The sequence below is a fragment of the Achromobacter veterisilvae genome (genome assembly GCF_037619525.1).
Taxonomy (GTDB): domain Bacteria; phylum Pseudomonadota; class Gammaproteobacteria; order Burkholderiales; family Burkholderiaceae_B; genus Achromobacter; species Achromobacter veterisilvae.
Genome location: NZ_CP148753.1, coordinates 1,992,213 through 2,011,100 on the forward strand (window position 1 = coordinate 1,992,213; position 18,888 = coordinate 2,011,100).

At 66.6% G+C, this 18,888-nt stretch carries 15 protein-coding genes; 11 read left to right on the forward strand and 4 right to left on the reverse strand.

The features are described 5' to 3' along the window. Positions 1–19 precede the first annotated feature (19 nt). From WHX56_RS09260 to WHX56_RS09275, 4 genes are all read right to left on the reverse strand, one after another. Positions 20–2,344 (reverse strand): TonB-dependent siderophore receptor, encoded by a 2,325-nt coding sequence (locus tag WHX56_RS09260; protein ID WP_338881045.1) that lies wholly within the window; start codon positions 2,342–2,344, stop codon positions 20–22. A gap of 297 nt (positions 2,345–2,641) precedes the next feature. Continuing rightward, positions 2,642–3,625 carry a FecR family protein gene (locus tag WHX56_RS09265; protein WP_338881046.1) on the reverse strand — a complete coding sequence of 328 codons (984 nt, stop codon included), beginning with the start codon at positions 3,623–3,625 and terminating at the stop codon, positions 2,642–2,644. Next, on the reverse strand, positions 3,622–4,134 hold the full coding sequence (locus WHX56_RS09270; RefSeq protein WP_338881047.1) for a sigma-70 family RNA polymerase sigma factor: 513 nt from the start codon (positions 4,132–4,134) through the stop codon (positions 3,622–3,624). Before WHX56_RS09270 ends, WHX56_RS09265 begins: the two co-directional genes overlap by 4 nt. A 215-nt stretch (positions 4,135–4,349) precedes the next feature. Then, positions 4,350–5,054: a GntR family transcriptional regulator gene (locus WHX56_RS09275; protein WP_129239226.1), complete on the reverse strand. Its 705-nt coding sequence runs from the start codon at positions 5,052–5,054 to the stop codon at positions 4,350–4,352. 316 nt (positions 5,055–5,370) lie between these two features. On the opposite strand from WHX56_RS09275, the gene WHX56_RS09280 reads away from it, so the two are divergent. From WHX56_RS09280 to WHX56_RS09330, 11 genes are all read left to right on the forward strand, one after another. Further along, on the forward strand, positions 5,371–6,474 hold the full coding sequence (locus tag WHX56_RS09280; protein WP_338881048.1) for a phosphotransferase: 1,104 nt from the start codon (positions 5,371–5,373) through the stop codon (positions 6,472–6,474). Further along, positions 6,471–7,811: an aspartate aminotransferase family protein gene (locus tag WHX56_RS09285; RefSeq protein ID WP_338881049.1), complete on the forward strand. Its 1,341-nt coding sequence runs from the start codon at positions 6,471–6,473 to the stop codon at positions 7,809–7,811. The genes WHX56_RS09280 and WHX56_RS09285 overlap by 4 nt, the downstream gene beginning before the upstream one ends. Positions 7,812–7,891: 80 nt before the next feature. After that, positions 7,892–9,484 carry an ABC transporter substrate-binding protein gene (locus WHX56_RS09290; RefSeq protein WP_129239224.1) on the forward strand — a complete coding sequence of 531 codons (1,593 nt, stop codon included), beginning with the start codon at positions 7,892–7,894 and terminating at the stop codon, positions 9,482–9,484. Positions 9,485–9,499: 15 nt separating this feature from the next. Continuing rightward, entirely contained in the window at positions 9,500–10,477 is a 978-nt protein-coding gene (locus WHX56_RS09295) for an ABC transporter permease (RefSeq protein WP_422393657.1), read from the forward strand. After that, complete coding sequence (locus WHX56_RS09300; RefSeq protein WP_129239222.1) at positions 10,474–11,310, forward strand: ABC transporter permease; 837 nt, start codon at positions 10,474–10,476, stop codon at positions 11,308–11,310. Before WHX56_RS09295 ends, WHX56_RS09300 begins: the two co-directional genes overlap by 4 nt. Positions 11,311–11,313: 3 nt before the next feature. Continuing rightward, positions 11,314–12,912, forward strand: a complete 1,599-nt coding sequence (locus WHX56_RS09305; RefSeq protein ID WP_338881050.1) for an ABC transporter ATP-binding protein — start codon at positions 11,314–11,316, stop codon at positions 12,910–12,912. A 31-nt stretch (positions 12,913–12,943) separates the two neighbouring features. Next, positions 12,944–13,993, forward strand: a complete 1,050-nt coding sequence (locus tag WHX56_RS09310; protein ID WP_129239220.1) for a histone deacetylase family protein — start codon at positions 12,944–12,946, stop codon at positions 13,991–13,993. Then, a complete protein-coding gene (locus tag WHX56_RS09315) occupies positions 13,990–14,712 on the forward strand; it encodes an SDR family NAD(P)-dependent oxidoreductase (protein ID WP_338881051.1) in 723 nt (240 codons plus the stop codon). The genes WHX56_RS09310 and WHX56_RS09315 overlap by 4 nt, the downstream gene beginning before the upstream one ends. A 165-nt stretch (positions 14,713–14,877) precedes the next feature. After that, a complete protein-coding gene (locus tag WHX56_RS09320) occupies positions 14,878–15,393 on the forward strand; it encodes a sigma-70 family RNA polymerase sigma factor (protein ID WP_129239218.1) in 516 nt (171 codons plus the stop codon). Then, a complete protein-coding gene (locus WHX56_RS09325) occupies positions 15,390–16,358 on the forward strand; it encodes a FecR family protein (RefSeq protein ID WP_338881052.1) in 969 nt (322 codons plus the stop codon). The genes WHX56_RS09320 and WHX56_RS09325 overlap by 4 nt, the downstream gene beginning before the upstream one ends. A gap of 87 nt (positions 16,359–16,445) precedes the next feature. Then, positions 16,446–18,875, forward strand: a complete 2,430-nt coding sequence (locus WHX56_RS09330) for a TonB-dependent siderophore receptor (protein WP_338881053.1) — start codon at positions 16,446–16,448, stop codon at positions 18,873–18,875. The last annotated feature ends 13 nt before the right edge of the window (positions 18,876–18,888 follow it).

The following is an 18,888-nucleotide window of genomic DNA, read 5'->3' on the forward strand; positions in this document are numbered from 1 at the left end:
CCCCCGGGGATGCTCTGCGCTAGAACGTGCCGCGCACGGTCAGCGTGGCGTTGCGGGGATCGCCATAGAAGCTGCCCCACCCCGGCGCTCCGATGGTCTGGTAGTAGGTCTTGTCGAAAATATTGTTCACGTTCAACGCCGCCGACCAGTGTTTGTTGAACTGGTAACCGACCCGCGCATTCCAGACCGCGAACGGCCCTTGCGAAACCCGGACGGAACGCGTTTCCGTATAGCTGCCAGTCTGGTAGTTGACGCCCGCCCCCAAGGTCCACGCGGACCATTCGCCCGGCAAGCGGTAGTCGGTCCACAGGCGCAGCATGTGTTTGGGCGTGAAGGTGCGGCCAAAGTTGGTGTTCAATACGTCAGTGTCGTCCAGGAATTTCAGCGTGTTGAAGGTGTAGCCGGCGAACACCTGCCACCCCTTGGCCACTTCGCCGCTGATCTCGGCATCCACTCCCTGGCTGCGCAATTTTCCGCTTGAAACGTAGCATATATCGCCAATGGCGCAGCCACCGGCAAGGTCTTCCTGCGCCTGGTTCTTCTGGTCGATGCGGAACACGGCCAGGGACGTATTGACCTTCCCGTCGAGCAGTTCGCCCTTGATGCCGACTTCATAGTTCTTGCCAACGATGGGGTCCAGCACCTTGCCCGAAGCGTCCAGGGCATTCTGCGGTTCAAAGATCTGCGCGAAGCTGACGTAGCCGGACCACTGCGGATTGAAGGCGTAGATCAGGCCGCCATAGGGCGTGACGACGCCATTTTCCTTGTAGGGATCGGAGTACTGGTCGCCGGTATCGCGGTAGCGCGTGGTGTTTTCGTACCAACTGACGCGCGCGCCGGCCACGAGGGTCAGCGGGTCGGCCAGGCTGAAACGTCCCACGCCGTAGACGCCGGTCTGCTTCATCTTCACGACCGTCGCATCACCGCGGTAGGCGTTCTCGCGCAGCCAGTCGTCGGACGGCTCCGGCACGTGATGGTCCGGATCCCATACATTGGACGCGCGGTTCAGGCGAGCCAATGCGAAATCGTCTTTGCTGGTCAGGTGATTGAGGCTGGCGCCGACGCTTACCGAGTGCTTGCGCCCCAGCGCCTGGAATGTGCCGTCCACCTCAAGGTCCAGCGCCTTGTTGTGCGTCGAAAGATCGAAGATGCCGGCGTATAGCGAAGGACCCAGCAGCGTCGAGGGATTCACGGCGCCGTCGGAGAACGCGTACTTCGAATCGTTGGATTCCTGCGTCGACGTGGCGGTCAATCTGGCCGACCAGTCTTTGTTGAACCGGTGCGCCAATTCGGCGAAGACCGTGGTCTGCTTGCCGTTCCAACGGTTCCAGTCCTGCCCCAGCGAGGTGGACCGCTTCAGCCCCAGGTCGTCGCCGTTGGAATAGTGCGGCAGGCCGTGGAAGAACGGCGTGGACCGTAGTTCCTCGTAGCTGACGCCTGCGGTCAGCGTAGTGTCCGGCCCGAAGTCGTACGACAGCACGCCATACAGCACGCCCGTGCGGCTCTTGGCCTCGTCGTAGAAATATTCGCGGTCGTTATAGCTGGCCACGGCGCGTCCGCGCAACGATCCCGACTCGTTCAACGGACCGGTGGCGTCGATATCGGCGCGGTAGTTGTTCCAGGACCCGCCGCTGGCCATCATCTGCACCTGGCTTTCGGCGAGCGGGCGCTTGCGCACCAAGTTGACCGCCGCGCTGGGCGAGCCAGCGCCTTGCAGCAGCCCTGTAGCGCCGCGAATGATTTCCACGCGGTCCAGGATCACCGTATTGCTGGTGAAGTTGTTGGCCTGCGGGTAGTAGAAGGCGCGGTTGACGCCGTCGAACTGATAGCTGTCGACCCGGAAGCCGCGCGAGAACACGTAGTTGCCGCCCATCGGGCTCTTGTAGAGCGTCATGCCGGTGCTGTTGGCCAGCACATCGTCCAACGTGTTGGCGTTCTGGTCATCCATGCGCTGGCGCGTGACGACCGTGACCGACTGCGGAATCTCTTTGAGCGTCTGCTGGCCCTTGCCGATGGTCACCATGCGGCTGGTGTAGCTGCCGGAGCCTTCGGTCACGGCGCTATCGGCCAGCCCCGTGACCGTGACGGGCGCCAGCGTGGACACGCCCGGCACGTCTTGCGGGATGCGCCGCAACTGGTAGCCTTCGCCATTGGCGTTGGCGACGGCCTGCAGACCCGTGCCGACCAGCAATTGCGCCAGCCCCTGCTCGGCCGTATAGCGCCCCGACAAGCCCTGGGTCCTGACGCCGCGCGTCAGGGCGGGGGACGCCACCACGGTGACCTGCGCGGCCACGCCGAACTGGCCCAGCGCCTCGTCCAGCGGCGCCGCGGAAATGGAAAACACGACGCCCTCCGCGGAAGCGGCCTGGGCCCACGACGCGGCGGGCGCGGCCAACGGGACAACTGCCGTCAATGCCAGATGGACGGCAAGCCGCAGGCGGGCGGGCCGCGCCCCCGGCGGTCTGGGCGCGGCGATAGGCGAAGAAGACTGGCGTGGTGCCATGAGAGATTTCCTGGTTCGTCGAATGGATCGGGCAGGCCCGGGATGTCTCGGAGCCTGTCTCTATGTCTAACGAACCAGAATCGATAATCTTCGGCGTGGTTACAACTTTGTTTGCGATGCGCCTTCAGGCAGGGCGGGTCAAGCGCGCCCCACGCTGACCCAATAGCGCGTGCGGTAGCGCAGCGACAAGTGCAGCGCGCTGGCCAGCACTTCCAAGGCGCGATCGGTGTCGTCGATGCGGAACGCGCCGGTGACCTCGCGATCGGCCACGTCGGCATCGCAATGCAGGAATCCAGGGCGGTAGCGGCCCAGCTCTTCCAGAAACCGGTCGAGCCGCATGCGGTTGGCGACCAGCATGCCTTGCTTCCAGGCGGGTGCGGAGCCTTCCACCGGCACAGCGGGCGACAAGGTGCGGGCATCAAAATCGGCCTGCTCTCCGGCGTGCAGCACCCGCGATGCCTCCACAGATCCGGCGGGATCGATACGCACCGCGCCCTCATGCACGGCGACGCGCGTAGCGCGGCGCGCGTCGTCCAACTGGCGCACGACAAAACGCGTGCCGAGCGGCGTCAGGATGCCGTTGCGCGTCTTCACGCTGAACGGACGTCCGGCCGGATCGCTGGACGTGGCGATCAGGATTTCACCGTCGCGCAGCTCGATCCGGCGTTGCCGCTCGTCAAAATGCAGCGCCACGGCGGAATCCGTATTCAGGGTCAACTGGGTGCCGTCGGGCAAGGTCAGGACGCGCTGTTCGCCTGTCGCCGTGCGGTACACCGTCGCGCCGTCCCACAATCCTTCCCTCATCCCGGCCAACCCCAGCGCGCCCAGGCCGATGCCGCCGGCCATCCACTTCAACGCGTTGCGGCGCGATCGCTGGTCGCAGTAGCGCAGGATGGTCTGCCCCGCCGTGGCCGCGGGCAGATGCGCGCCGGTCGTGGCGGCGAAGTCCTGGTTGATGCCTTGCAGGCGCTGCCAGGCCAGCTCGTGGCGTGCATCGGCCTGGCGCCATCGCGCACAGGCGGCCTGGGTGTCGGCGTCGGGCGCGTCCGCGGTCCGCATCATCCATTGCGCGGCCTGCTTGATGATGTCGGGATGCAGGCGTTCGGTCTCGTGCGCGCTCATGCGTACAACACGGCGTAGCAATGCTGCCAGGCCTTGACCATGTCGCGCTGCACGGCGGCCACCGAGATGTCCAGTTGCCGCGCGATCTCCAGATACGGATGCCCCTGCACCTGGGCCAGTACGAATACGCGGCGCACGCGCGGCGGCAGTTGTTCCAGCATCCGGCAAACGGCATTCAGCGCTTCCAGGACCAGGGCGTGCGTTTCGGGACTGGGCTCGGTGGCCTCGCTGCGCAACGCCAGGGTCTCCAGATAGGCTTGTTCGATCGCGCGGCGGCGCGATTGGTCGATGAGCAGGCGCTTGGCGATCGTGGTGAGAAAGCCGCGCGGTTCGGCCAAGGCCGCGCGGGACTCGCTGCGCATGACGCGCTCGAACGTGTCGTGCGCCAGGTCCGCGGCGTTGTCGATGTTGCCGCTGAGCCTGCGGCGCAGCATCTGGACAAGCCAGCCATGATGCTCTCGATACAGGCTGACGAATTCGTCAGAGGACGCAAAGTCGACAGGACGCACGCGGGCCTTCCGTTCAAACGATAATGGGAATGATTGTTAATTGTAAACGATCCATTCCCGGCCGATGGCCAGCCTGTGTCGCCGCCGTCCGAAGGCCCGTGGTCTTGCGCTGATCAATCTTGGCATCGGAGGCACACTCATCCGACTGGCATGCGCGGTCGGCGTTCCCGTAGCGTCCGGCTGGCGTCAGCGTGACCGGTCGTTATCGCATCGCCTTACGCCGATGGCCTTGCCGTCGGGGCTGCCGCTGCATCCGCGGCGTCGGCATTTTCGGCGGCCTTGGCCGAGCGTCTCTTGAGTTCCAGGATCACCTGCCCGCCGGAGAGGATGTCGGTCTGGACGGCGATCCGGGCCGCCTGGCTGTCGCGGTTGCGCATCGCGGTCAGCAGGGAGTAGTGGCCGTCGATCATGTCTCGTCCGCCCGCCGTATAGCACTGGGCGATCAACGGGCCCATCTTCAGCCACAGCCGCTCCAGGATGCTCAATAGCACCGGCATGTTGGCGATGCGGCAGTATTCAAAATGGAAGTGCTGGTTCAGGCTGATGGCGCCCAATACGTCGCCGGCAGCCAGCGCCTGTTCGTTCTGCTCGATCAGCGCTTCCATGCGCGCGATGTCTTCGGCCGTGGCGACTTCGGCCGCCCGCGCGGCCGCCATGCCTTCCAGTTCCAGCCGGATGTCGCGGATTTCCAGGTACTCGGGCAGGGCGACTTCGGCTACCCGGATGTCCCGGGCGCTGCGCATGACCAGCGCGCCATCCTGCACGAGGCGCAGCACGCCGTCGCGCACGGGGGTGATGCTGGTGCCCAATTCCGCGGCCAGCTCCCGGATCCGCAGCCGGTCTCCTGGCCGGAGCTGGCCTTCCATCAGCGCGCTGCAGATTCTGGTGTAGACCCGGTTGCCCATGCTTTCGTACTGCATGGCCGAAAAACGGGCCTCTGCCTGCGGCGGCTGCGCCGACGGCGCGAGAGGTTCAGCAACAGGGCGGGGAGGAGGGCTTGCGCTCGGATGATGCATCAAAGTACGTGCCAAGAGTCATAAGTGCGCCACAGGTGGGTCTGCCCGGGCGGGCGGATGGCGGGCTCGCGGCCCATGCCCTACTTTATCAGTCTTATAGATAAAACCAGCGGCCGCGAGCGGCTTTGCGGGATTTCCCTGTCTCCGGGATTACACCAATGTTGTGATTCCCAGACATTGATGCATGATGCATCAAATATTTTAATCGGGATGTCTAGTGATGCTGTCCGACGCCGCCGCCGGCATGGAAGAACCGGTGGACGCCCTGCTGGTCAATTCGCCTCCGCCGATCCGGCTGGAGGACGCCGAGCGCCTGGCCAGAGCCTGCTACCCCGGTTACGCGCAATGCGTTCCGCTGTCGGGTGAGCGCGACATGAATTTCCGGATCAGCCGGGCGGACGGCGGGTCGCTGACGCTGAAATTCATCAACGGCGCGGAAAGCCTGGATGAAACGCGCATGCAGATTGCGGTGCTGAAGCATCTGGAAGCGCGCCAGGGCGGCCTGGGCACGGTGCGGGCGCCGCATCACCAGCCTGCCGACACCGCGGGCTTGGCGGCGGATTCGGGTATCGGGCCGGGTTGCGACGATGGCGCGGCAACGCAGGATTGGCTGAGCTTTCGCATATCGGAGGTTGCGGGGCCGGTGCGGGTGCGCGCCTATGGCTTCCTGCCGGGCCGGGTAGGAACGGCCATGTCGGCCGGGCCGCAGTCCTGGCGCGCGGTGGGCAGGGCGGCGGGCCAATTGGACGCGCAGCTTGCCGACTTCGAGCATCCGGCGGCGCATCGCCTGTTTCTGTGGGATGCCTGCCAGGTGGCGCGGGTGCGGCCGATGCTGGAGGCGGTGGAGTCGCTGGACGAACGGGCGCGCATTGCCGCCTATCTGGACGCGTTCGAGCAGGATGTCGTGCCGGCGCTGGCGGCGCTGCCCAGCCAGATCATCCACAACGATCTGTCGCCCAGCAACATCCTGGCGGACGAGGCCGGCACGGACTTGGTGGGCATCCTGGACTTCGGCGACATGGTCCATGCGCCGCGCATCGCCGAGATCGCCATCGCCGCGTCCTACCAGATGATGGTTCCCGGCAATCCCCTGGACGTACTGTCGGCCGTGGTGGCGGGTTACGAGTCAGTGTTGCCGCTGGCGCCGCGGGAGCGGCGCCATGTGCTGGATCTGGTGCTGGCCCGGCTGGTGCAGCGAATGGTGATCCCGTCCTGGCGCGCCTTGCGCTTTCCAGGCAATGGCGCCTACATCCTGCGCAGCCGGGCGGCGGCGACGGCGCTGTTCAACGAGCTGTACGACGAATGGAACCGGGGCGCGCGTTGAGCGCGTCCTCAGTGGAACTGCGCGAGGCTGCGCAAGAATCGACCGAAGGACATGCGATGACGGTGAACCGCAACGATATGCAGCAGGACCTGCTGGGGCGGCGCAAGGCGCTGGGGCCGGCCTACCGGTTGTTCTACGAGGAGCCGGTGGAATTGGTGCGCGGCGAGGGCGTGTGGCTGTACGACGCGTCGGGACGGCGCTACCTGGATGCCTACAACAACGTGCCGGTGGTCGGGCATGCCAATCCCGCCGTGGTGGAAGCGCTGTCGCGCCAGGCATCGGTGCTCAATACGCATACGCGTTATCTCCACGATGGCGTGGTGCGTTATGCCGAGCGCTTGCTGGCGCTGTTTCCGGACGCGCTCGATACCGCCATGTTCACCTGCACGGGCAGCGAGGCCAATGACCTGGCGCTGCGCATCGCCTTCGAGGTGACGGGGCAGCGGGGCGTGATCGTCACCAGCAATGCCTATCACGGCGTGACGATGGCGCTGGCCGACGTGTCGCCGTCGCTGCGTCCCGTCGGCGCGCATGTCCGCACGATACCGGCGCCTTGCCTTCTGGAGGGCACGCCGCGGGAGGTCGCGGCCCAGTTTGCCGCCAGTGTGGATGCGGCGGCCGCCGAACTGGAAGCCGCCGGCACGCCGGTGGCCGCGCTCATGGTCGATACCGTGTTCGCCAGCGATGGCCTGTACGCCGATCCCGGTGAAGCGCTGACCCTGGCGGCCGAGCGCGTGCGCGCCCGGGGCGGACTGTTCATCGCCGACGAAGTACAGGGCGGCTTTGCGCGGATGGGCGGCAACTGGTGGGCCTTCCAGCGCGACCGCGTGATCCCGGACATGGTGTCCCTGGGCAAGCCCATGGGCAATGGACATCCGATCGGCGGCCTGGTCGCGCAGTCGCGCCTGATCGAGGTTTTTGGCCGGCAGTGCCGTTATTTCAATACTTTCGGCGGCAACACCGTGTCGTCGGCCGTGGGTCTGGCCGTGCTGGACGAGTTGGCGCGCATGGATGCGCCGGCCCATGTCGAGCGCGCCGGCCAGGCCATGGCGCAAGCGCTGGGCGATCTGGCGCGGCGCCACGATTGCCTGGGCGCGGTGCGCGGACACGGCCTGTATTGGGGAGTCGACATCGTCGCGCCCGATGGCGATGCGGCGCATGCCGCCCGCCTGGCCCAGCGCATCGTCAACGGCTTGCGCCAGTCCGGCGTGCTGCTCGGCACGGCCGGCCGCAATGCCTCCACGCTCAAGATCCGCCCGCCGCTGGTGTTCCGGCCCGAGCATGCCGGCATCCTGGCCGCGGCCCTGGACGAGCAGTGCCGCATGGCGATGCGCTGAGCGGCGGCCAACAAGATAACAAGACGCTACACAAGAAGACCGGTCCCACTCCACCACGTCGAATACGCAAGGGAATCATCATGCGCAACACTAAGTTCTTCAGGAAAACCGCACTGAATGTCCTGCTGGCGGGCGCAGCCGCCATCGGGGCGGGCGCGTCGGCCATGGCGCAGACGCATGGCGGCACGCTCAATGTGATCCTGAACCCCGAGCCGCCCATCCTGATGCTGGGCCTGAACCAGCAGACGCCCACGCAGATCGTCGGCGGCAAGATCTACGAGAGCCTGCTGACCTACGATTTCAAGCTTAATCCCCAGGCCAGCCTGGCCAAGTCGTGGAACGTGTCCGCCGACGGCCTGACCTATACCTTCGAGCTGCAGGAAGGCGTGACCTGGCACGACGGCAAACCGTTCAGCGCCGATGACGTGCTGTTCTCGCTCAAGGAATACCTCCCCGAGGTGCATGCGCGCGCCCGCAACAACCTCAGCCATGTGGCCAGCATCGAGAAGACCGGTCCGCTGACCGTCGTCATCACGCTCAAGGAACCGTACTCGCCGTTCATCAACGCCTTCGAAGTGTCGTCCGCGCCCATTGTGCCGGCCCACATCTACCAGGGCACGGACTTCCGCAACAACCCGGCCAACCAGACGCCCATCGGCACCGGGCCGTTCAAGTTCAAGGAATGGCAGCGCGGCCGCTTCGTGCTGCTGGAGCGCAACGACAAGTACTGGCGTCCCAACCTGCCGTACCTGGACAAGATCTACTTCCAGGTGATTCCGGACGCCAATTCGCGCCTGGTGGCGCTGGAAAGCGGTTCGGTGCAGGTGGCCAGCTTTGGCGACATCGACTTTGCCTTCCTGCCGCAGATCAAGGCCAATCCCCAACTGGAGGTCACGACCCAGGGCTACGAGTTCACTGGCTCGCACGCCGCGATCGAGCTCAACCATCGCGCCAAGCCGCTGGACGACGCGCGCTTCCGCCAGGCCATCCAGTACGCCATCGACCGCAAGTTCCTCGCCGACCGCATTTTCTTCGGCGCCGCGCGTCCGGCCACGGGTCCGGTGTCGTCGGTGACGCGCTTCTACGACGACAAGCTGCCGCGCTATGACTACGATCCGAAGAAAGCCATCGCGCTGCTCGACGAAATGGGCCTGAAGCCCGATGCCGGCGGCAAGCGCGCCAGCATCAAGCTGCTGGGCTTGCCGTATGGCGACACCTGGAACAAGGTGTCCGAATACGTCAAGAATTCGCTCTCCAAGGTGGGTGTCGAAGTGGTGCTGGAAAACACCGATGCCGGCAGTTGGGCGCGCCGCTACTCCAATTGGGAGTTCGACTCGGTGGTCGAATACCTGTACCAATACTCGGATCCGGCGCTGGGCGTGGATCGCACCTATCGTTCGGACAACATCCACAAGGGCGGCTACGGCACCAACACGTCGGGCTATGTGAACAAGGACGTGGACGCCGCGCTGATCGCCGCCGCGAAGGAAGTCGATCCCGCCAAGCGCCAGCAGCTTTATTCGCAGGCTTACGGCCAGGTCGCCAAGGACGCGCCGACCGCCTGGCTGGTGGAACTGGCCTTTCCCACGATCACCAACAAGAAGGTCAAGAACGTGACGACGTCCGCCATCGGCGTGGCGGAAACCTTCGCGACGACCTACATCGAGAAGTAAGCGGAGGAACGGATGATGAGGTGGCTGCGGCCCTTACTTTCCGTGCTGGGCAAATCGGTCACGGTGCTGATCGCAGTCGCCGTCATCAACTTTGCCCTGGTGCACATGGCGCCCGGCGACCCGGTCAGCGTGCTGGCCGGCGAAGCCGGGTCATCCGACGCGAAGTTCCTGGAGCAGTTGCGCCAGGAGTTCAAGCTCGACCAACCCCTCGCGGTGCAGTTGGGGAGCTATCTGCAATCCATCGCCACGCTGGATCTGGGCTACAGCTATCGGCAGCAGCGTCCCGTCTGGGACATGATCGCCGACCGCCTGCCCGCCACGCTGGTGCTGGCGATCCCGGCATTCCTCATTGCCCTGCTGGGAGGAATCCTGATGGGGGCGCTGGCCAGCCGCTACCGGGGATCGTGGCTGGATTCAGCCATCACCGCGGCGTCGCTGGCCTTTTACGCCACGCCCATCTTCTGGGTCGGGCTGCTGCTGGTGCTGGGGTTCTCGGTCAGCCTGGGCTGGCTGCCGGCTTTCGGCTACGAGACCATGGGGTCGTCGCTGACCGGCATTCCGCGAATGCTGGACATCGCCAAGCATGCCTTGTTGCCCATCGTCACCCTGGCGGGCTTCAACCTGGCGGTCTATACCCGCCTGGCGCGCGCCTCCATGAACGAGATCCAGGGCGCCGATTTCGTCAAGACGGCCTGGGCCAAGGGCCTGTCGTCCGGCCGGGTGGTGTGGGTGCACCAGTTGCGCAATGCCGTGCTGCCGGTCATCACCCTGGCCGGCATGCAGGCGGGCCAACTGATCGGCGGCTCGGTGCTGGTCGAAACCGTGTTCGCCTGGCCAGGAATCGGCCGGCTGGCCTTCGATGCCTTGCAGCAGCGCGACTATCCCGTCCTGTTGGGAGTGTTCTTCTGCACTTCGGTGGTGGTGGTGGCGTTCAACCTGCTTACCGATCTGATCTACCGCCTCGTCGATCCCCGCATGCAGAGTCAATCATGAAGACATTGATCAAGCGATATTTCAGCAATGCCGGCGCGGTGGTCGGACTGGCCTGCCTGGCCGCCATCGTGCTGATGGCCCTGAGCGCCCAGTGGCTCTATCCCGTCAATCCCTGGGACACCACCGAAGCGCCATTCCTGCGGCCGTTCGAAGAGGCCAGCGCCTGGCTGGGGGCGGACTCCATGGGCCGCAATATCGCGGCGGGCATCGTGCATGGCGCGCAGGCTTCGCTGCTGGTGGGCGTGGTGGCGACCGTGGTGGCGGTGTTCATCGGCATGCTGGTGGGGGTGCCCGCCGGTTATCTGGGGGGCCGCTGGGATGAGTTGCTGATGCGCCTGACCGAGATATTCCAGACCATTCCCAGCTTTCTGTTCGCGATTGTGCTGGTGGCGATTTTCCAGCCGTCGTTCGGTTCGGTCATCACCGCCGTGGCGCTGGTGAGCTGGCCGCCGATCGCGCGGCTGGTACGCGCCGAATTCATGCGGGTCAAGTCCAGCGAGTTCGTGGAAGCCGCCACGGTGCAGGGCTATTCGCGCGCCCACATTGTGTTTGCCGAGATCCTGCCCAACTGCGTCTCGCCGCTGATCGTGATGGCTTCGCTGATGGTGGCCAACGCCATCCTGCTGGAAAGTGCCATCAGCTTCCTGGGCCTGGGCGATCCCAATCTGATGACCTGGGGCTACATGGTGGGCGCGTCGCGCACTTTCCTGCGCCTGGCCTGGTGGATGTGCCTGTTCCCGGGCGTCGCGATCTTCGTCACCGTGCTGGCGGTCAACCTGATGGGAGAGGGGCTCAACGATGCGCTCAATCCTCGTCTTCATCGCAAGGGGTGAGCCGTGACGCCGTTGCTTCAGATTGAAAACCTGTCGATCTCGCTACCGGCGGGCGGCGACCGCAAGTTGGCGGTGGATGGCGTCAGCCTGGCCTTGAATCCGCACGAAATCGTGTGCGTGGTGGGCGAGTCCGGGTCAGGCAAGTCCACGCTGGCGCATGCCGTGCTGGGCCTGCTGCCGCGCGGCCTGCGGATCGCCGGCGGCGATATCCGGCTGGGCGACCTGCAACTGGCCGGCATGCCCTTGGGCGAGTTGCGCAAGGTGCGCGGCAAGCGTATTGCCATGGTGTTCCAGGAGCCGCTCAGCGCGCTCAATCCGCTGATGCGTTGCGGCCGCCAGATCGGCGAGATGCTGCGCACGCATGGCATGCGCGACGCCGGCCAGGTGAATGCGCGCGTGGCCGAGCTGCTGGCCTCGGTCGGTCTGCCGGACCATGCCCGCATCGCCGATTCCTACCCCTACCAATTGTCGGGCGGACAACGCCAGCGCGTCATGATCGCCATGGCTCTGGCGCTGGAGCCCGATATCCTGATCGCCGACGAGCCGACCACGGCGCTGGACGTCACCACGCAGGCGCAGATCCTGGCGCTGATCAAGGACATCCAGCAGCGCAAGGGGCTGGCTGTGCTGTTCATCACGCACGACTTCGGCGTGGTGTCCGAAATCGCCGACCGCATCGTCGTGATGCAAGGCGGGCGCGTGATCGAATCCGGCACCGCGCAGCAGGTGCTGCACGATCCCCAGGCGGCGTATACCCAGTCGCTGCTGGCCGCCGTGCCGTCGTTCCGGCCGCCGCCTGCCGGCAAGTTCCCGCCCGATGCCTTGCTGACGGTAAAGGACCTGCGCAAGACGTATCTGCGCAAGGGCAAGTGGTTCGGCCCGGCCCAGCAGTTTCCGGCCGTCAAGGGCGTTTCGTTCGATATCCGGCGCGGCGAGACGGTGGGACTGGTGGGCGAGTCGGGTTCGGGCAAGTCGACCATCGGCCGCATGCTTGCGGGCCTGGTTTCCGTCGATGGCGGCGAGTTGCGGCTGCGCGGCGCCGACCTGCTGGCCGAAGGCGCGTTCGCCGATCCGGCGCGGCGCCGTTCGGTGCAGATGATCTTTCAGGATCCGTATGGCTCGCTGAACCCCCGCCATACCGTGGCCCGCATCCTGACCGGCGGCATGCGCCGTCACGGCATGTCGGCCGGCGCGGCCATGGACAGGGCGCGCGAATTGATGCAACTGGTCAAGCTGGATCCGTCCGCGCTGGATCGCTATCCGCATGAGTTCTCGGGCGGCCAGCGCCAGCGCCTGGGCTTCGCCCGCGCCATCGCCGTGACGCCGGAGCTGATCGTGGCGGACGAACCGGTGTCGGCGCTGGACGTTTCGGTGCAGGACCAGGTGCTGGCCATGCTGCGGCAACTGAAGCAGGAGCTGCATCTGTCCATGCTCTTTATCACGCACGACCTGCGCGTGGCATCCCAGTTGTGCGATCGCGTCATTGTGCTCAAGCATGGCGAGATCGTCGAGCAGGGTCCGACCGCCCAGGTCCTGGAGAATCCGCAGCACGCGTATACCCGCGAACTGATCGCCGCGGTGCCCGGAAGAAGCTGGAAGTAAACATACCCACACGCCCTTATAGGATCGCGCAGTGAAAGCCTTCATCTCTCCGACCCATGACGTGCCCTGGCCGGGCAATGCCATGATCCGTGGCTTGCTCAAGCAGCACCACGACCGCGCCGAACGCAGCGTCGAAATCCTTGCCGCGCTGAAGGATGACCTTCGCCTGGATTGCCAGTTCGTCGAGCGCGCGGCCGAACGCCCGATCGAATTGTTCGAAGTTCACGCGCCGGACTATCTGCGCTATCTGGAAACCGCCTGGGACGAATGGTCCAAGGCGCCGGACGCATCGTTCGAGGTGCGGCCGTACCTTACGACCAATCGTTATTTTCCGACGCTGCGCACGCGCATCCCGGTGACGCTGGCCGGCCAATACCTGGGCGACGGCGGTTCGCCGCTGGTCCAGGATGCCTGGGCCAACATGAACGGCAGCGTGGATGCCGCGGTGGCGGCGGCCGACGCGCTTATCGGCGGCGAGCGCAGCGCGTACGCGCTGCTGCGTCCCGCCGGCCATCACGCCATGCGCGACCTGGCGATGGGCGGCTGCCACATCGCCAATACGGCGATCGCCACGCAACGCCTGGCGAAGCGCTTTGGCCGCGTGGCGGTGCTGGACATCGACGTGCACCATGGCAACGGCACGCAGCAGATCTTCTATGACCGCGACGACGTGCTGACGGTGTCGTTGCACGGCAAGCCGGAAACGCTGTTTCCGTTCATCTGCGGCTATGCCGACGAGGCAGGGACCGGCGCGGGCGAGGGCTACAACCTCAACCTGCCCATCGAAGGCGGCACGGAGATTGGCGGCTACCTTGGCTACTTCGACCAGGCGCTCGAACGGATCAAGGATTTCGCGCCCGGCGTGCTGGTGGTGGCAGCGGGCTACGACACGTTCCGCCACGACCCGTTCGGCAACCTCTGCATCGATACGGCCGACTATGCGGTGCTGGGCGACCGCATCGGCCAGCTTGGCTTGCCGACCTTGTTCGTGCAGGAGGGGGGCTACAAGGTGGATACGCTGCGCGCCAACGTCAATTCGCTGGTCGAAGGCTATCTGAAGCGCCAGGGAGCCCAGGCATGACGGCTGCCGCATGCGAGGCCGGCGCCGGCCGTGTCGCGTTGATCAGCGGCGCCAGCCGGGGCATCGGACTGGCCATCGCGCGCGAATTGCTGGCGCATGGCTGGCGGGTGTCCGCGGGGACGCGCCAGCCCGTGGCGGCGCTGGCGGAATATGGGGCGGATCGTTGTCATTGGTCGCCTTTCGATGCGCGCGATCCGGCGAGCGAAGCCGCCTGGGTGGCGGCCGCGCTCGGCCATTTCGGAGGCATCGACGCCATCGTGCACAACGCGGGCATCCTGAGCGACAAGTCCGTGATCGAGGCCAGCGACCAGGACTTCGACGATATCTTTGCCGTCAACGTCAAGTCGCCCATGCGCCTGACACGGCTGGTGTGGCCGCATTTGCGGGCCGCGCCGGAAGGCAAGGTGCTGGTCATCGCCTCGCTGGCCGGCAAGCGCGTGCGCGCAGCGGAAGGCGGGCTGTATTCCATGAGCAAGGCGGCCGCGCTGATGCTGGCCCATGGCATCCGCCATGCCGGCGATCCGGATCGCATTCGTTGCACCGCGATTTGTCCGGGTTTCGTCGCCACCGACATGGCCGATGGCGTGGACGAGTCCATCAAGTCGCAACTGACCCAGCCCCAGGAAGTGGCGCGGATCGCCCGGCTGGCGCTGGAGCTTCCCGCCACGGCCAGCGTGGCGGAAATCCCGGTGAGTTGGCGGGTGGAAACGGCGTTCTGACGCCGGGCAACCCCTCGGCGCAGGCATGGCATGGGTGTCGACCGCGCCGACGGGTCGGCGCCTTTTTTTTGTAAACAGCCAGTGTGGCACTGGCAGCCTGGAACGTGGCGTTCTTTGCTATTATTGCTAATCATTCTTATTTCCGGCCATCCCAGCGCGCGTGCCATGTCTCCGCCCGATACCGCCCGTCATGCGGCCTTGTTGACCTGGTACAGCGATCATCATGGCTGGCTGGTCGGCTGGCTGCGCCGCAAGCTGGGTTCCGCCTGCGACGCGGCCGATTTCGCGCAGGACACGTTCCTGCGGCTGCTCGGCCGCGATGACCTGGCCGCCATCCGCACGCCGCGCGCCTATCTCACGACCACGGCGACCCGCCTGCTGATCGACGACGCCAGGCGGCGCAAGCTCGAGGCGGCGTGCCTGGAAAGCTGGGCCATTCTGCATGGCGGCGAGGCGGCGCCCGCGCCGGAACAGCTACTTGAAACCATCGAGGCCCTGGCGGGGCTGGCGCGCATGCTCGATACGCTGCCCGCGAAGCCGCGCAGCGCTTTCCTGCTGCACCGGCTCGATGGCTGGAGCTACGGCGAGATCGCCGCGGAACTGGGCGTGTCCACCAGCATGGTGAAGCAGTACGTCGCGCGCGCGCTCGCCCATTGCTATCTGGCGATGGAGGCGGCGTGACGGCCGCGGCGGTTCCTTCCGTGCTGGCGCACGCCGCCCAATGGATGGCCACGCTGCGCGACGAAAGCGCCAGCGATGCCGACCGCGAGGCCTGTCTGCGCTGGCGCGCCGCCGATCCGGAGCATGAGCGGGTGTACCGGCGGCTCGAAGCCCTCTGGGGCGATTTCGACCGCGCCGCGGCCTTCGATTCGCCGGCCGCGGCCAGGCGCATCCTGGAACAGGCGGTGCGCAAGCGCCGGACGAGCCGCCGCGCGCTGGGCGCCAGCGCGCTCGCGCTGCTGATCTGCGGGGTGGGCCTGTGGCGCATGGCGCCGCCCGCCTGGCTGCTGGCCGATCACCATACCCGCGTCGGCGAGTGGCGCGTCATCGAACTGGACGACCACAGCCGCATCACCTTGAACACCGATTCCGCGATCGACGTGCGCTTCGATTCCCGCCGGCGCCTCATTACCTTGCGGCAGGGCGAAATCCTGGTGGACGTGGCGCACGAGGCGGCGGGGCGGCCGTTCGTGGTGGAGACGCCGGACGGCACCGCGCAGGCGCTGGGCACGCGCTATGCCGTGCGGCGCGGCGACGGCCATACCGACGTCACCGTGGCGGAATCCCGCGTGCGCGCCTGCGCCCGGGCGCCCGAACCGGTTTGCGCCGACCTGGCCGCGGGACAGCGCGCGCGCCTGGCGGGCGGCCGGGTCGGCGGGGCCGAGGCCGTCGACGCCGAACAGGCGCTGGCCTGGACCCGGCGCAGCCTGGTGGTGGACAACCAGCCGCTGGCCGACGTGCTGGCCGAACTGGGCCGCTACCGAGCAGGACGCCTGCAATACGACGCGGGCGCCCTGGCCGGCCTGCGGGTATCGGGGGTCTTCCCGCTGGAAGCGTCCGACCAGGCGCTGGCTTCGCTGGCGGCCAGCCTGCCCATCGCGGTCAGCCGCTATACGCCATGGCTGGTCATTGTGCGGCGGCGCTGAAAAAAAATCCTGTTCCCGCTGTCCCTTTCGCGGTTTGCTTCGTCATCACTCATGAGAAGTCGTCAAACTGGAGAGGATCGTCCGCTCATGAGTCATTCCCACACCACCGCGCGCGCATTGCGCGCGCTGTCCCTGGCGGCCGCGCTGGCCGCCGTCTATCCCGCCTGGGCCCAGCCCTCGGGGGCGCCCGTCGCCGCCGCGCGCGCCGTCGAGGTTCCGGCGGGCCCGCTCACGTCGGCACTGAACCGCTACGCCGAACAGGCGGGGCTGACCTTGTCCTTCGACCCGGCGCTGACGGCCGGGCTGCAAAGCGCGGGCCTGTCGGGCACGCTCACGCCCAGGCAGGCCTTCGCGGGCCTGCTGGCCGGCACCGGGCTGGAAGCGGTCGCGCGCGGCGGGGCAGGCTACACGCTCCGGCGCGCGCCCGGCGTCCCGGCTAGCACGCTGGATCCGATCACCGTGCACGGCAGCGGCGAACAGGCCTGGGGGCCGGTCGACGGCTACGTTGCGCGCCGGAGCGCCACGGCCACCAAGACCGATACGCCGCTCATCGAGACGCCGCAGTCCATCAGCGTCATCACGCAGGCGCAAATGGCGGCGCAGGGCGCCAACCGCGTGGACGAGGCCCTGCGCTACAGCGCCGGGGTGCGCACCGAGCCCATCTACGACACGCGCCGCGGCACCTACTATGTTCGCGGTTTCAACGTCGCCAACAACGGCCAGTACCTCGATGGCCTGAAACTGGCCTACTCGGGCGGCTACGGCGGCTGGGAGGTCGATCCCTACACGCTTGAACGCCTGGAAGTCCTGCGCGGCCCTTCGTCGGTGCTGTACGGCCAGACCGTGCCCGGCGGCCTCGTCAACCAGGTCAGCAAGCGTCCGCTGGACACGCGCAGCGGCGAGCTGGCGGTGCAGTACGGCAGCTTCGACCGCAAGCAGATCTCCGGCGACTTCACCGGCCCCCTGGACGAGGACGGCCGCTGGCTCTACCGCCTGACCGCGGTGGGGCGCGAGGGCGGCACGCAGACCGATCACGTCGACGACGACCGCGTGCTGCTCGCGCCGTCGCTCACGTGGCGGCCGAGCGCCGATACGTCGATCACGCTGCTGGCGCAGTATCAGCGCGACCGCACCGGCAATACCGCCAACTTCCTGCCGGCCGCGGGCACGCTCTGGTCCGTCGCCAATGGCCATATTCCTGTGGACTTCTTCACGGGCGATCCGTCCTTCGACAAGACCGACCGGCGCAAGGCGCAGATCGGCTACCTGGCCGAGCATCGGGTCAGCGACCAACTGACCCTGCGCCAGAATCTGCGCTATTCGACGCTGGACGTCGACTACCGCAGCCTGGGCGCGAACGGCGGCTGGGTGCAGACGCGCGAGCCCTACACGGACCTGCGCCGCATCTCGCTGGTCAGCAAGGAAGGCTTCCACCTGTTCTCCGTCGACAACCAGGCCCAGTTCAACCTGAAGCACGGGCAGGTGGCGCACACGCTGCTGCTGGGCGCCGACTACCAGGAGTCGCGCTTCGACCGGCTCTACGGCTTGCGCACCGCCGCGGTGGACCCGATCGACGCTTGGGATCCGGCTTACGGGCGCCCGTTCCCCGGCGCAACGCCGCAGGCGTCCAACGACACCGACCAGGTGCGCCGGCAGTTCGGTCTTTATGCGCAGGACCAGATCAAGTTCTACGATAAATGGGTCCTGCAACTGGCCGGCCGCTACGATTGGGCGCGTTCCACCACGGGCGAGACCATTCTGCGCACCGGCGCGGAGACGACGACGCGCACGGACGATGAACAGTTCAGCGGCAAGGTCGGCCTGGTCTACCTGGCCGACAACGGCCTGGCGCCCTACGCCTCGTACACCGAGTCGTTCGAGCCGGTCGCGGGCGCGGGCTACGGCGGCACCCCGTTCGAGCCCACGCGCGGCAAGCAATACGAGATCGGCCTGAAGTACCAGCCGAACGGCGCCCGCAGCTTCGCTCAGATCTCGCTCTTCGACTTGCGGCAGACCAACGTTTCGACGGCGGACCTGGACCATCCCGGGTTCAGCGTGCAGACCGGCGAAATCCGTTCGCGCGGCATCGAACTGGAGGGCACCTGGGAGGTCACGCCCCAGTTGAACCTTCTTGCGTCCTATACGTACAACGACGTGAAGGTCACCAAGGCCGCGGAAACCGCGGTCAACCGGGGCAAGCGTCCGCCCTACATTCCCGACCACATGGCGTCGCTGTGGGCCGATTACCGCCTGTCGGCGACCGGACCGCTGGCTGGCCTGTGGTTCGGCGCGGGCGCGCGCTACATGGGGTCGACCAACGACATTCCCGACGCCGTGCGCGTGCCCGCCTACACGCTGGTCGACGCCGCGCTGCGCTACGACATGGGGCGCTACCAGTTCTCGCTGAACGCCAGCAACCTGTTCGACAAGCGTTATGTGGCGGCTTGCGACAGCGTGACCAACTGCTATTACGGCCTGGAGCGGACCGTCATGGCGCGGGTGGCGTATCGGTGGTAGCGCCTGGCCTCGG